Origin of the sequence: Algoriphagus sp. NBT04N3, from assembly GCF_019443765.1 — a bacterium.
Taxonomy (GTDB): domain Bacteria; phylum Bacteroidota; class Bacteroidia; order Cytophagales; family Cyclobacteriaceae; genus Algoriphagus; species Algoriphagus ornithinivorans.
The window spans coordinates 4,087,396-4,099,905 of record NZ_CP048415.1 but is presented as its reverse complement, the minus strand read 5'-3'; the positions used below and the strand labels follow the sequence as shown (position 1 = coordinate 4,099,905).

Sequence of the window (12,510 nt, the reverse complement as noted above, 5' to 3'; positions counted from 1 at the left end):
AATGGGGCCGAATATTTTTCAAAGAAAATTGAAATTTTAAATGGAAAACATAATGATTTCTAGGTGTAAAAAAAGCAGTTTAAATTTAGAAATGATTTCAAATTTTTTGCAAAGATATTGCAAAAATATACTTAGTATAATTGTAACTTTCGGCTTATTGATTTTAATTTTTGGGTGTTCAAAAGAAGATTCTAAAAATCAAGTAGAAGTAATAAATATTCCTCAAAGAAACGACAGAGTTAAAGTTCAAGAAATTTCTTCTAAGATAACGTCTATTCAACTTGAGACAAGTAGTGATTCTTATTTAGGTAGAATAGATGAAGTTAAAATTATAAATGATCACTTATTTATTTTGGACGATTTAAAGAAGATTTCGATTTTTGATCTAGATGGTAAGTTTAAATCCAGATTAGCACCAATTGGTGATGGACCTGGTGAATTAGGTGTAATTTATTCAATTTGTGAGGATAGAGATTCTGGTAAAATATATGTATCAACAGGTTATAGATTACTTGAGTTTTCTTCAGAATTCAAGTTTATCAAAGAGACCAAATTTTCTGGTGGTCTTTATTATTTGTTTTTTGATGAAAATCAATTGCATACCATAACGGATGATTTTTTGCGGGAAGTTGACAAGAAATTTCAAACAGAGACTTTCATTTTAAAAATTGATGAAAACCTTGAAATCGTAGATTCAATAAGTTTTAGAAAGGTTGTCTTAGATTCAAAAATTATATCAGGATATAGGTATAAGAATTGGATATCGAGAGATAAAACTGGTTTGTATTTCTATAAGCCAGTACTTACGCCTGACTTGTTAGTCAGAGACACACTTTACGAAAAAATCGGGAATAATTTTTTTCCGATTTTAAAATTTAATTTCAATCATAATGTCTCTATTGATAATAATGGAGTTAAATCATTAAATATCTATAATATTATTAAATCCAATGAGCATATTATTATAGAATTTCAGGATGAACTTAGAAGAGTAGCTTATATTAATTTGAATAATGGCTTGTCTAAAAATATGCCTGGTGGATTCTCTTTCTCAGGTAATGATGATATAGTAATTCGACCGCTGGATTTAGAAAATGAATTATTCTATTTTATCCATTATGATAAGTATAGTGACAGCCAAACTCAGGAAATGAACCCTGTTGTGAATATTGTCAAATTAAAATAGACTACTGTTATTCCCCACTACAAACAACCAGATTCTAAAGATTGTGGCCCCACTTGCTTACGGATAATTGCAAAGCACCATGGGAAGCTTATTTCCTTAAAATAAATCCGTGAAATATTGGAGACTACCCGGGAAGAAAGTGAGATCGTCCCTTCTGCCTATTCGGCGATTGTTCGGCTCAAATTCTTTTTTCCACACCAAGTCCGCGTCAAGTGGAATGGCCAGCAATCAACTACCTGGGTAATTCCCCTTTTGAAAAAGAGTTATTTAACGCCTTTATAGGTTTTCATTGGGAATTTGGGTGAAAAATACCCTGTATAGGGTATGTTTTCTTTTAATTTTTTCCCTTTCTTACAAAAGTATTTTAGTGCTTGAAAACGACTAACCTACTTTTTGCTTTTCATTAACCTGCATTTTGAGACGGATCGATCGTTCCCGATAGTGTATAGAATGAGGAGAAGGGTGAGGTTAAAAACCAACTTTTAGAAAATCCTTTCGGGCTTAAATCCGGAAACCAACAAACATCATTTGACACTGATCTGGATGATAGCATAAAATGATCACCTTTTCCTACCGACTACTGTACGGGAAGGAAACGGAGGAGCGACAAAGCCAACTTTTATAATATTCTTTGGGATTACCCAAAATCCTAAACTATTTACAATTTTGAAATTATGTAAACTTATACACGATGAAAAAATATTTTCCAATACTTCTTTCTAAGCCTGGAGAGCTCACTGCACTTTCAAAATTAACTCCAGCAGTAATAGACGATGTAAGCCCTATTTTACAGATAATAGATGGTACAATAGATAAAATTAAAACTTTTTCTGAAGATTGGGGAAGCGGCGGTGGAAACCAAATTTTTTTAGATGTATCTCTAATTAAATCCTTAAACCCAACTGCAATTTCCCAATTAACATCTCATATAAATACCCAAGGAGTTGAGATTATTCCAATAGTTCAAGAAAATAGTGATCAAAGATATATCCGACTTATAATTCGCTTATTGAATTCAGGAAAGGTGAATAAGATATGTATCAGATTTTCGAATTCTAGTGGAGGATTTATGAATATAGATTCAGCAATCTCATCACTGACCGCAAGTTTGGGTATGAATGCTAATAAGGTTTCTATTTTGTTGGATTTCGGCTTAATTACTCAATCAAATTATGGAATAATCACTTCACTTTCGTTAAATGTAATTAATTCAATTTCAGGTAGGTCGAACTATGAAAATGTGATTGTGGCTGCTGGGTCTTTTCCCGAGAATTTGGGTTCACTTAATCCTGCAGGAAGAGTTTATCGTTTAAATAGATATGAATGGGGTTTATGGACCTCGCTACAATCAAACAAGGGAGTGAAGGGTACTGTTAAATATAGCGACTATGGTACGAAGTATCCCTATTACAGCGAAGCTAATTTTCAGGGGAGCTGTAGTATTAAATATACTCAAGAAGATGATTTTGTGATTTATAGGGGGCAAATATCTAGTAATCATCCAGATGGAAATGGCCAATATTTAACTTTTTCGGGGCAACTTATTGCAAGTTCTGATTATAGTGGTGCCACTTTTTCATGGGGAGATGCCAGAATCGATTTTTATGCTCAGCAGAATATTTCAGATCCAAAAAGGAAGACAGGTAATGCAGGGTCTTGGGTTGAGATTTCGCAAAATCACCACATTACACTACTGACTTCCTTGCTTTGAGTACATATTAATTTTTATGGATAATCATTCTAAACTGTTTACTTTGCAAATATTCAATTAGCCGGAGATGAAAGACCCTTGTATTCGAGAACTTTTAAAAGAGACTGAACTCAAAAGGTATATTTCTGATAATCAGTCTAAAGTTGTTGAAGAACTTAACCTACCTGTTGCCAAAGCGAGAATTGATATAGCTGTAATAAATGGTTCTTTTCATGGCTTTGAAATAAAGAGTGCATCAGACACTCTGAAAAGATTGCCATCTCAGATTGAAGCTTATTCTAAAGTTTTTGACTATTTATCAATCGTTACGGAAGGAAAGTTTAGTACTAAAATATTGAATATTGTCCCAAAATGGATTGGAATCTACTTGTGCAAAGAAGTGGATGGAGTTAGATCAATTGAACAGATTAGGAAATCTGCAAAAAATAAGAATAGAGATGGGGTTTACATTGCAAAACTTTTGTGGAGAGATGAACTGATTGAATGCCTTCAAACGCATAATATCCCATTCCGCAAAAAGGATCGAAATTGGCTATTATGTGAAGCTATGGCAAAAAATTTAGATGTCAATACACTATCTTCAATTGTAAGGTGTAAGATCAAGGAAAGAATAAATTGGAAAGGGGAATGATTTTTTACCTCCGAATCTAATTGGATTTGGATCAAATCCCCTTTTCTAGGCTAGGGAGTAGATAAATGTCTAACACAAATTAGTGAGGCTAATTGGGGTATAAAAAGGAACAGTATCCTAAATACTAGCTTTAAAAATTACCTTCGAATACATGAGATCATTGGCCGAGAAAATTTTCGAAATTATTAAGGATTACCATTGCGATCATGAGGAATGTAAACATCCCATGTCAGTTGAGCATATTTTAAACTGGGCAAATCAGTTTGGAGATAGTGCTGAATTCGTACTGGAAGAATTTTTGCATATTATTCCAGAGACGGATCAGTCTGAATATCTGGGGAGGCTAAAATTTTATCCATAGATATTGGAAAGTCTGAAGAGGAAGAATTCGACATTTGACACACCTCTGAACTGTGCTCTGAACGCTTTGATTTTTGCATTGAATGATTCAGCCGATGCGTTTGTGCTTCTGTTTTCAAAGAAGTTGAGAATGGTTTCGTAGTGATTTTGGATGGTTCTGGATACGGTGTTGAAGGATTTGAATCCTGCCTGCTCCACTTCGTTGTACCATTGAGCTAGTTTGGTGAAGGCTACTCCCTTGATTTTGCTGGTCTGATAGATTCTGGCCAGAGACCTGGACAGTTTATAAGCTTTTTCTAAATCAGGATAGCGATGGAAAAGTATTTCTGCCCGGTGTGCCTGTGAGGGCGTCCAGGAATCCTCTGCCTTAAAAAGCAAATATCTACTCCTTGCCAAAAGCTGTTTTTCAGTATCTCCGTTTTCGAGCTTGTTAGGAATAAATGGCTTGCCACACTCTTTGCTCAGTTCCATTTCTTTGTTTTCCTGCTCGATGGCCTCCCATCTGTGGGCAATTCTCATTTCCTGTACGGCTTCATGAACAAGTTGCTGGACATGGAAGCGGTCGGTAACCAACAGTGCTTTAGGAAAACTCCTGCGGACAATTCGTTCCATGCTGGCAGCCATGTCCAGGGTAACTTCCTTGACTTTCTTTCGTTTGCCCTCAGGTAATTTTCTCAGCACATCAATTACCCGCTCACTGTCAGTCCCCTTAATCATAGCAACCAACGCTCCCTTTTTGCCTTTGGCGGCTTTATTGGTCAGTACGGTATAGAGCTCTCCTGAGAAAGGGATGTTTCATCAATGCTGAGGTGGGTGCCCAGATTTTCCGGAAAGAGAATCCAATCCTTGGCATGGAATTTCTGAGACCAAGTCTGAAAGTCACTGAGATGAAAAACATACTGATGTTCAAGGACCTTTCCATTCACATGGAAGTTTTCAGCAAGACTCTTACAACTTACAGGGGACGAGTCCAGTCGTTCCTTTTAAAAAAGCGCGAATTCCTGTGTCATTCGCGTGCCGTTAGCTACCAAATTCCAGTCCCTGCTTACATTCTTTCCCGTCTCTTCATTCAACCACTTTCTCCGCTTTATTTTCAGGAAACAAGCTTTACCCCTCAGGGGGAAATCCTGTACGGTAACTTCCTCAAAAAAACCTTTGGAAACCAGCTTTACTCCCTGAAGATGTTCAGGATGAATGTTGAGCTCTTCCAAATAAATATGATAAGCATTGTCCTTAAAGGCTGCCGAGGTAACCTTGAAAAATTCCAAAAGCCCCTGAGGCAAAAGTAAACTGAGGTAATCCTTTTCTTCCAATTGTTTTTTTTAACAAAGAAACTCGATTCACTCAAATCCCCCAAGTTTTAGGACTGATCCCCAGAGACCTACATATCCAAAATTAAGGCGGAGGCCTTAATTTTGGATAGTTTAGAGGCCTTTCAGAAGTTTTACAAATATTCCAGCTTACTTGAATTTTTAAAATCAACTTGTTTTTTAGATCTCCAGCCTCTGAATAAAAGCCAAAAGGATCTTTTAGAAATTTTTGACAGGGTTATTATGGAAAAAATCGGTTCGTCTATTGAAGAATTAAAATTGTTTCCAAAAAAACACTTTATCTATGTTGACGATATTTTGGCTACGGGAGGAACTTTGTATCGGGACTTTGTAAAATGGCTTGGAGAATCAGGTAAAAGTAGAAGTAATTTAGATTTACTTTTAGGAGGGTCGATTACCTTAGCATCGAGCTTTTTTTGTATTCACCAACTAGGCAAAGGAAATTTTGAGTGGAGATTGATGAAGAATGTTGATGAATTACTTTTTAAAAAAATCCCCATTTGGTATGATTATTTGATTGAAAACCAGGTGAAGTGGAATAATCAAAAGCTTAATTGTCTTTATCCTGTACAAAATCAACCAAAGTTTGTTTTAGAATACCTGAATTCTCTGCCTATCACAGATCCGGGCAATACTCCTGCATTTCGAAATACCAATCAGCCCTCAAAAGAGGTATTCTTCTCCAACTCCCAAAACAGGTTAAAACTTGAGCAGATTTTCTTAGAAAAAGGAATAGAATTATTGGGGAAAGTGAAATCTTTGTCCCCAGATCCAAGGAAAAGACCGTTAGGTGACACAGTAAAGTCTCACCGAACATTTGGAACGGGCACTTTGTTTTTTACGTGGAGGAATGTCTCCAACACATGTCCCCTGGTATTTTGGTGGGATGTACCCGGTCATGACTGGATTCCGTTATTTTGTGTAAAAAATAGAGGCCTATCTCATTAAAAATTATAAATTATAATATGAAAATTTCAGAAAGAATTTATCAACCGTCTGAAGTGGTGGCATTTAGTAGCACTAAGGGTGAGTTTGGAGGGCTATCTAATATGTCTCCAGGTTTTTCCATTCGGGTAAATGATGTTATAATTCCCACTGCAGAAGCACTTTATCAAGTATGTAGATATCCTTTATTTCCAGAAATCCAACAGGAGATTATTGAGCAACATAGCCCAATGACTGCAAAAATGATCAGTAGGAAATACCTAGCCAAGACAAGGCAAGATTGGGAATCTATTAAGTATGATGTCATGTATTGGGTATTGCAGGTAAAGCTTTCCCAGAATTATGAAAAGTTCTCAAAAGTCCTGATTGATACTGGAAATAGACCCATAGTGGAGGTATCAAAAAAGGATAAGGATTGGGCGGCAATGAGGAATCAAGACAAAACCCTCAGAGGGAAGAATGCATTGGGAAGACTTTTGATGAAACTCAGAGAAGAGTATGTCCTTAATCAAAATCCGATCAGTTGTGTACCCCCTTTGACAATTACTGGCTTTTTATTATATGGATCTGCTATAGAAACGGTGTGCGATCCAGCCCTTGAATTTGAAGACGAATTTGCATAAGTATAGTAAGAGCTAGATAGATATTTCTATCGAGGCAATGAAGTTAAATCAATAGGGGCAAATGCCCCTATTGAGTTTAAAACAGCTCAATAACTAATAATATAAGGATAGATTTTCCCAATTCTTTGTGGTTATTGACTGATTTTTAAATTAGTGAAACCTTCGATCTAATGTTTTTCAAATCCTCTTCGATTTTTTTCCTGCCTATAGATTTAATTGTATTAATTTCATCTAAATGACAATCTTTGATTTTCTTCCCACTTCCACATGGGCATTTGTTATTTCTTCCAATAAATGAATTCGATAATATCCTTTCTAAAAAATTAATAATAATTTCTAGTGAAATTAGTTTAAGATCCTCAATGTAGTACTGGATTATACCATCTAAGTGATGGGAATATTCTTTTCCAGCATACTTTTCTTCAGATAATTTGTATATCTGATTGGCAAAATAGGGATATACTTTTTCGCGAATAAATGAATTTAAATTAATTCCCCTCTTTGCCATTGCTAATAAATTATGCTCAATGTCAACGCAACAAACCCCCTCTTGAGAGATATGCCAGTCGATATCTCTTGGGATTAGTTTGCTGTTTTCAAGAACTATCGGGACACAGTGCGGATAGCATTGTGGTATTCCGATTATTATATGAAAGGTTTCCCAATAGTCTCCTTCTGTATCACAGATATCAAGTTCACCTTTTACTATCCAATGCTTTGATTTAGAATTCCAGAAATATGAAAGTTTAGGAAAGAATTCCTCTACCGCCAGAAAGTCTTTTTCAAATTTGCTTTTTTTTGGCATCAGAAGTTGAAATATGGTTTACTTTTAACTGCTATTGGGGCTAGATTGGAAATGGCCCTATTAGGGATGACAACTGTTTGGTTTTTCAATTGTAAATTCCCAAACATATCAGTAGCAATGAAATCCTGCTTTTTAAGAAACTTCTCCCACGCAAAATCATATTGTGTATAATTAAATCCCTCCTCAGGTATTCGGAAAATGTAACGATCATTTTCATTTCCGGTTCTTGCACAAACTGTTGTGTAATACTCATTGAGATTCGGACTTTCCTTTAGAATATTGTCACCTATTACAATCCCGTTACTAGTTGCTGATCCTTGCATTTTACTGGCAAGGCTTGTATGTAAGCTACAAGTTGTAACCTCACTGATCTCACCTATACCTGCCATTCCCCAGACTACATCTCTGTCGTAACCCAAATCGATACCAATTCTAGTAACGATTTTTTCAATTCCCTTTTCATCAAATAATTTTTTAAGGTCCTCTTTTACGAAGTATGTGAAGACGCTTGAGAATTGCAATGCTTTATTTACTGCTGAAGAGATACTGATGCCCTTACCACCGAAGTAAACGAATAGTCCATCTCCCTGAAGTCGATGTACATATCCGCCGAATATCAAACAAGTATGGATTGCTGCTCTTTGGATTGTATTTGTAATTCCCCAAACAGTTTTTGGCTCGTACTTTTTGAAAAGATTAGTAGATCCTTTAATATCGACGAACATAGAAACAATATAGTGTTCTTCCAGACTTTCAGAATGTTTCAAATGAGAAAAATGAGGATGAAGTCCAAGTACCTGGTCAAAGTTTGGTGAAAGACCAAGTTCGTTGGCAAATTCGGCTAGACTTGGCAAAAGCCTTTTTTCCGGAACTTGCTCATTTAATGCTTTAAAATCAAAGCCTTTTTTTATTCCTCTTTCAGAATAGGAAAGGTCTTCACTTAGTCTGCCTGATCTTGGATCAGATGCGATGGTATTTCTAATAGCATCCAAGTAATCTTTGTAAATTTTCATGGTGGTTTATTTTAAGTTGGTTAATATCAAAATGATAATTGGAATCAAGAGAGTGAATTGGGCGGTCAAAAGCCATCCAGACCATTTTAATTTTTCAAATTTTGATTCGAGTCCAATAGAGAGTTGGTAAACTTGACATCTGAGGTCAATAAGTTCATCTTCATCATTGCAGTCCAAAGATTTTGAATAGAATTGATCGGCAGATAAACTTGAGATTGATCCAAAAAAATATCTCGATTCGCTTTTTTTTCCACTATATGGAATAGATGCAAATACTAGGATAATCATCGTAATTAAGCCGATCCCTACGGCGGAGAGATATAGTAGCGGAAAGACCGAGGTTGGCACTATAAGTTCCATAATCGGCAGGTATCCTGCTATTAGTCCTCCTACCATAAATGTGCTAAGGCCTAAGAAAACAGAGCTCTTATTGTTTACAGTATCATAGAAAGCATCGAATCTATCAATACAATATTTTAGTCGTTCTTTCTCCATTTTGTTATTTCTCCTTTCTCACTCCTTTAAACGGTGTCCCATCCTTTTTCCCATCCATGAATTTCCCGGTTTCCGTGTCTCTTTTAGTCCACTGACCTGTTTTTGGGTTTAGGACTTGGGACCGACTTTTGACTGCCCCTTTTCTTGCGTTATCGCCATATGGTTTGTTTGTTGCCATTTTTTATTGTTTTGGTTTTCTTGTTTTTTGAAGTATATAATCATTCCATAATTCAGAATAAATTTAAATCACATATGAATATGAAACTAACAAGTAACTGTTAGTTCCAAATGAATATTGAATTGTAATAATTAATAAGCCAGGACACATTTTGTGCGAAAAATCACGAATGGCTTGTTTTCCTGAATGAAAGGCAGTACGTTTGAAGTGCAAAAACAATAGTACTTTATGCCTATATCAGATATAGGTCTCCTAATCTAGGAAAGCAAACCAGGTATGATTCTCATCCTGGTTTTTTTACTTTTCCGCTATTTGCTTCATTTTTTTTTTTAGATTTTTGGGTCAGATAAACTTTTCATATTAAATGTATTAATAAAACAGATACCGTTCAAATAAAAGTTCGAAAAAATCGAAAATAAATTATATAATTTTCAATTTTGAGACATAATATGTCTAAAATCCTCGAAAAACTCGAAAATATATGCTTTTGAAATTCACAATTGGAAATTTTAAGTCAATTCATGAAAAGGTTTCAGTTTCTTTTTTGGGTGAATCACTTAAGCAATTCCCTGAAAACTTAGCCGATGGCCCTAATGGAAAAAAAATACTCAAGGCGCTAGCCTTTTATGGACCAAATGCTAGCGGAAAAAGTAACGTTGTAAAAGCATTAGAATTCATGCGGAATTTTGTGTTAGACTCCAATAGATTATATCAGCCTGGTCAATTGATAGATATTGATCCATTTAGATTGTCTACAGTAAGCAAAAATGCTCCAAGTTTTTTCGAAATTGAGTTCTCAGTTAACGGTCAAATTTTTCGATATGGTTTCGAGGTTGATAGAGAGTCTGTGAGAAAAGAATGGCTTTTCTTTGTAATGAAAACGACTGAAGAATTTTATTTTGAAAGGGTAGAGGAAAAAATAGACCTTAATAATAGGTTTAGGGAAGGATGGAATAAAAAAGATTTTTTTAGAAATAACAGTTTGTTTTTGTCCACAGTTGCGCAACTAAATGGCCAGATCTGTAAATGGATTTATGATTGGTTTAGTAATTTAACTATAATATCAGACTCGAATTACCTGGGATTTCAGAATTATACAGCAGATTTATATAGAAATATTAAGATTAAAGGGTATTTAAAAAGGCTATTCAAAACTGCAGGATTTGATATTGATGATTTTGAAGTTTCCGAGATAGATGTTTCGAATCAGCAATTGTCCATTTTAAATGATGAAATCCAACGAATAATTAAATTACAGGTTCACAATCAGTTAAAAGTTTTGACTAAGCATTATGTTTATGATTCTTCTGGTTTGATGGTAGACGCTGTTAGCTTTGATTTAAGAGACGAATCTTCCGGAACGCAGAAATTCTTTGCTATTGCTGGACCGATTGTTAATAGTTTAATGAATGGGGTTCCTTTGGTAATAGATGAATTGGATGCAAGACTGCACCCAATACTTACCTCTTTTCTAGTTAAATTATTCTGTAGTGAAGAAAATTCACATGGAGGACAATTACTATTTGTAAATCACCTTACAAATTTGATGAATCAAGGAATTCTAAGGAGAGATCAAATTGTGTTAGTTTCAAAAGAAAGGAGGTCGGGGACTAGGTTAAAGACACTTCATGAACAAGGAGTTAGAAGCGACGCTTCTTTTGAAAAAGATTACCTAAGTGGCGAATATGGTGCTCTTCCTCAAACTATGATGAATCAACTTAACATATTTTCAAATACTGAGAAAAGCTAAACCAATTTATAAAACAAATGTTAAATGCTTGAAACTATAGTCAATTTAAATTAATTTCTGGACGGAGATTAAATTATTGAATTAATATAAAGGTGAACAGGCAACCTTCCTCTCCTCACTAATAATACCCCTTTACTATAGACTGTTCCGTTTTTCAGGATTGTTCAAGCAAGATTTTTATGTCTCAATATAATGATTTACTTGAAGTTTACTTTCAGTGCCATCCTTTTTGATAAACGGCTTTTTTTGATATGTTAAATATCCGGTTTCAACTAGGTAAAGAAGGCTTTTGGTGGCTCTCTCACTAGAGACTTTTATATGAATTCTGGCAAGCTCTTCTACAACTTGGCTTACTCGTTTCTCAGAATAGAAATATCCATTTTCAACTAATTTTGTGCGAATGTTGAAAGTGAGGCTTTTCTCGTTTTTTAAGTTTAGAAAAAAATTTGCATTGTGACTGTTGGTTACTATGAATTTACTCATATGGTCAACTCCCTCTTTTGTCTTTCGAGGCTTAAAATTTGAATTGTAAACATCAGCCTCAGTAATTCCTAGTTTAGTGGCAATAGACTCGGCTATTGAATCACTAATCGACCTCCTCCCTTTTCTTAAGGAATACATATGATCAGTGGAAATTTCAAGAAATGCTGCCATCCCAATTGGTGTAAGCTTTAAGAATTTAATGAATTCTTCAATTCTTTGGGCCGAAATCTGGTCAAGGATTTTGTTAATATCTTTATCCATGACCGAATGGATTAAATTATTTAGTCTAAAAAATGGTCAAAATATTTTTGATCTTACATTCTTTACTTATATTTAAACACTTAAGAATAAGTGAAGGACTTATCCTTTTACTTGGCATTAATCAAATGAGTCTCGACTGCAATTCCGACAATTTGTATTAGGACGAGACGGTAGGTTAATGCTCAAGGGATTATTATGCGTACTTTCGTATGCACTATAGCTCTTGGGCCCTATCGTAATTCCGTTCCTAAAGGCGTCGGAACCTGCAGTGCGGTAGATTGGCGCCCTTGGCTATGGTGCTCCATTTTTATCGTGATATAGACTCGTTTTACCATTTTTCATTTCTAATGAAAACGAGCATGATTGATTTACTTCCTTTTCTGTTGCAGGCAGTAGTCTGTAGGATCCACGGGCCGGAAGGGTATGCTCAGTTGGTAAGCGGGTCAGTTTGTTCTCTGCCTATTCCGATTCCTTTCGGAGCCTACTATTCAATACCAGAGGAACTAGGTATCGCCACGGGAGATCGCCTTTTCCCTCTAAAACCAAAGAACCCTATCTGAACCTATTTTTTCTCCCTGATTGCGCCCAAAAGGACTTTGTAAACTCCGACGGGCCTATCCACACAAATCGGGGAGTGACGTTACTGTTGACTGTCGACTTTTGACTGTCGACTGTTAGATAAGCCTTCCGCTGCAGAGGATTTTCGCTTATCACATTTAATCAATTTCTAATCAAGAC

15 protein-coding genes and 1 pseudogene are annotated in these 12,510 nt (G+C 35.5%); 9 read left to right on the top strand and 7 right to left on the bottom strand.

Annotation, left to right across the window (positions count from 1 at the left end; genetic code table 11):
• Nucleotides 1-40 precede the first annotated feature (40 nt).
• From GYM62_RS17850 to GYM62_RS17830, 5 genes are all read left to right on the top strand, one after another.
• Nucleotides 41-1,186: a 6-bladed beta-propeller gene (locus GYM62_RS17850; protein ID WP_219957405.1), complete on the top strand. Its 1,146-nt coding sequence runs from the start codon at nt 41-43 to the stop codon at nt 1,184-1,186.
• Nucleotides 1,187-1,195: 9 nt separating this feature from the next.
• Nucleotides 1,196-1,291, top strand: a complete 96-nt coding sequence (locus GYM62_RS21185; protein WP_219959485.1) for a cysteine peptidase family C39 domain-containing protein — start codon at nt 1,196-1,198, stop codon at nt 1,289-1,291.
• A 586-nt stretch (nt 1,292-1,877) separates the two neighbouring features.
• The gene (locus GYM62_RS17840; protein WP_219957404.1) at nt 1,878-2,897 is read left to right on the top strand and encodes a beta family protein; all 1,020 of its coding nucleotides are present in this window, start codon (nt 1,878-1,880) and stop codon (nt 2,895-2,897) included.
• A gap of 67 nt (nt 2,898-2,964) precedes the next feature.
• Nucleotides 2,965-3,528 carry a sce7726 family protein gene (locus tag GYM62_RS17835; protein WP_219957403.1) on the top strand — a complete coding sequence of 188 codons (564 nt, stop codon included), beginning with the start codon at nt 2,965-2,967 and terminating at the stop codon, nt 3,526-3,528.
• A 151-nt stretch (nt 3,529-3,679) separates the two neighbouring features.
• The gene (locus GYM62_RS17830) at nt 3,680-3,889 is read left to right on the top strand and encodes a hypothetical protein (RefSeq protein ID WP_219957402.1); all 210 of its coding nucleotides are present in this window, start codon (nt 3,680-3,682) and stop codon (nt 3,887-3,889) included.
• On the opposite strand, the pseudogene GYM62_RS17825 reads toward GYM62_RS17830, so the two are convergent.
• Nucleotides 3,880-4,814, bottom strand: a pseudogene (locus tag GYM62_RS17825) (transposase). The gene GYM62_RS17830 and the pseudogene GYM62_RS17825 sit on opposite strands and share 10 nt — an antisense overlap.
• 57 nt (nt 4,815-4,871) lie before the next feature.
• Nucleotides 4,872-5,201 (bottom strand): transposase, encoded by a 330-nt coding sequence (locus GYM62_RS17820; RefSeq protein ID WP_219957401.1) that lies wholly within the window; start codon nt 5,199-5,201, stop codon nt 4,872-4,874.
• Nucleotides 5,202-5,441: 240 nt separating this feature from the next.
• On the opposite strand from GYM62_RS17820, the gene GYM62_RS17815 reads away from it, so the two are divergent.
• Together GYM62_RS17815 and GYM62_RS17810 are read left to right on the top strand one after the other, a co-directional pair.
• Nucleotides 5,442-6,167, top strand: coding sequence for a hypothetical protein (locus GYM62_RS17815; protein WP_219957400.1), 726 nt, complete (start codon nt 5,442-5,444; stop codon nt 6,165-6,167).
• A 17-nt stretch (nt 6,168-6,184) separates the two neighbouring features.
• Complete coding sequence (locus GYM62_RS17810; protein ID WP_219957399.1) at nt 6,185-6,787, top strand: NADAR family protein; 603 nt, start codon at nt 6,185-6,187, stop codon at nt 6,785-6,787.
• 145 nt (nt 6,788-6,932) lie between these two features.
• Here GYM62_RS17810 and GYM62_RS17805 read toward each other — a convergent pair whose 3' ends face one another.
• Genes GYM62_RS17805 through GYM62_RS17790 form a run of 4 tightly spaced genes read right to left on the bottom strand, consistent with a single transcriptional unit; the run spans nt 6,933 to nt 9,278 of the window.
• Nucleotides 6,933-7,592, bottom strand: coding sequence for a YecA family protein (locus GYM62_RS17805; RefSeq protein ID WP_219957398.1), 660 nt, complete (start codon nt 7,590-7,592; stop codon nt 6,933-6,935).
• Complete coding sequence (locus tag GYM62_RS17800) at nt 7,592-8,605, bottom strand: adenylate/guanylate cyclase domain-containing protein (protein WP_219957397.1); 1,014 nt, start codon at nt 8,603-8,605, stop codon at nt 7,592-7,594. The genes GYM62_RS17805 and GYM62_RS17800 overlap by 1 nt, the downstream gene beginning before the upstream one ends.
• A gap of 6 nt (nt 8,606-8,611) precedes the next feature.
• Entirely contained in the window at nt 8,612-9,100 is a 489-nt protein-coding gene (locus tag GYM62_RS17795) for a Pycsar system effector family protein (RefSeq protein WP_219957396.1), read from the bottom strand.
• 4 nt (nt 9,101-9,104) lie between these two features.
• A complete protein-coding gene (locus GYM62_RS17790) occupies nt 9,105-9,278 on the bottom strand; it encodes a hypothetical protein (protein WP_219957395.1) in 174 nt (57 codons plus the stop codon).
• Between the two features lie 481 nt (nt 9,279-9,759).
• Between GYM62_RS17790 and GYM62_RS17785 the strand changes: the two genes are divergently transcribed.
• Nucleotides 9,760-11,028, top strand: a complete 1,269-nt coding sequence (locus GYM62_RS17785) for an ATP/GTP-binding protein (protein ID WP_219957394.1) — start codon at nt 9,760-9,762, stop codon at nt 11,026-11,028.
• A 177-nt stretch (nt 11,029-11,205) separates the two neighbouring features.
• Here the strand turns inward: GYM62_RS17785 and GYM62_RS17780 are convergent, their stop codons facing one another.
• Nucleotides 11,206-11,772, bottom strand: coding sequence for a hypothetical protein (locus GYM62_RS17780; RefSeq protein ID WP_219957393.1), 567 nt, complete (start codon nt 11,770-11,772; stop codon nt 11,206-11,208).
• A gap of 347 nt (nt 11,773-12,119) precedes the next feature.
• Here GYM62_RS17780 and GYM62_RS17775 point away from each other — a divergent pair, with 347 nt between their 5' ends.
• Nucleotides 12,120-12,332 (top strand): hypothetical protein, encoded by a 213-nt coding sequence (locus GYM62_RS17775; protein ID WP_219957392.1) that lies wholly within the window; start codon nt 12,120-12,122, stop codon nt 12,330-12,332.
• Nucleotides 12,333-12,510 lie beyond the last annotated feature (178 nt).

Excerpts from the sequence above, each read along its gene's own strand:
- GYM62_RS17790 (WP_219957395.1), bottom strand. The coding sequence starts at position 9,278 with ATGGCAACAAACAAACCATATGGCGATAACGCAAGAAAAGGGGCAGTC.
- GYM62_RS17840 (WP_219957404.1), top strand. The coding sequence starts at position 1,878 with ATGAAAAAATATTTTCCAATACTTCTTTCTAAGCCTGGAGAGCTCACT.
- GYM62_RS17800 (WP_219957397.1), bottom strand. The coding sequence starts at position 8,605 with ATGAAAATTTACAAAGATTACTTGGATGCTATTAGAAATACCATCGCA.
- GYM62_RS17775 (WP_219957392.1), top strand. The coding sequence starts at position 12,120 with ATGAAAACGAGCATGATTGATTTACTTCCTTTTCTGTTGCAGGCAGTA.
- GYM62_RS17815 (WP_219957400.1), top strand. The coding sequence starts at position 5,442 with ATGGAAAAAATCGGTTCGTCTATTGAAGAATTAAAATTGTTTCCAAAA.
- GYM62_RS17795 (WP_219957396.1), bottom strand. The coding sequence starts at position 9,100 with ATGGAGAAAGAACGACTAAAATATTGTATTGATAGATTCGATGCTTTC.
- GYM62_RS17780 (WP_219957393.1), bottom strand. The coding sequence starts at position 11,772 with ATGGATAAAGATATTAACAAAATCCTTGACCAGATTTCGGCCCAAAGA.
- GYM62_RS17835 (WP_219957403.1), top strand. The coding sequence starts at position 2,965 with ATGAAAGACCCTTGTATTCGAGAACTTTTAAAAGAGACTGAACTCAAA.
- GYM62_RS17805 (WP_219957398.1), bottom strand. The coding sequence starts at position 7,592 with ATGCCAAAAAAAAGCAAATTTGAAAAAGACTTTCTGGCGGTAGAGGAA.
- GYM62_RS17785 (WP_219957394.1), top strand. The coding sequence starts at position 9,760 with ATGCTTTTGAAATTCACAATTGGAAATTTTAAGTCAATTCATGAAAAG.
- GYM62_RS17830 (WP_219957402.1), top strand. The coding sequence starts at position 3,680 with ATGAGATCATTGGCCGAGAAAATTTTCGAAATTATTAAGGATTACCAT.
- GYM62_RS17810 (WP_219957399.1), top strand. The coding sequence starts at position 6,185 with ATGAAAATTTCAGAAAGAATTTATCAACCGTCTGAAGTGGTGGCATTT.
- GYM62_RS17850 (WP_219957405.1), top strand. The coding sequence starts at position 41 with ATGGAAAACATAATGATTTCTAGGTGTAAAAAAAGCAGTTTAAATTTA.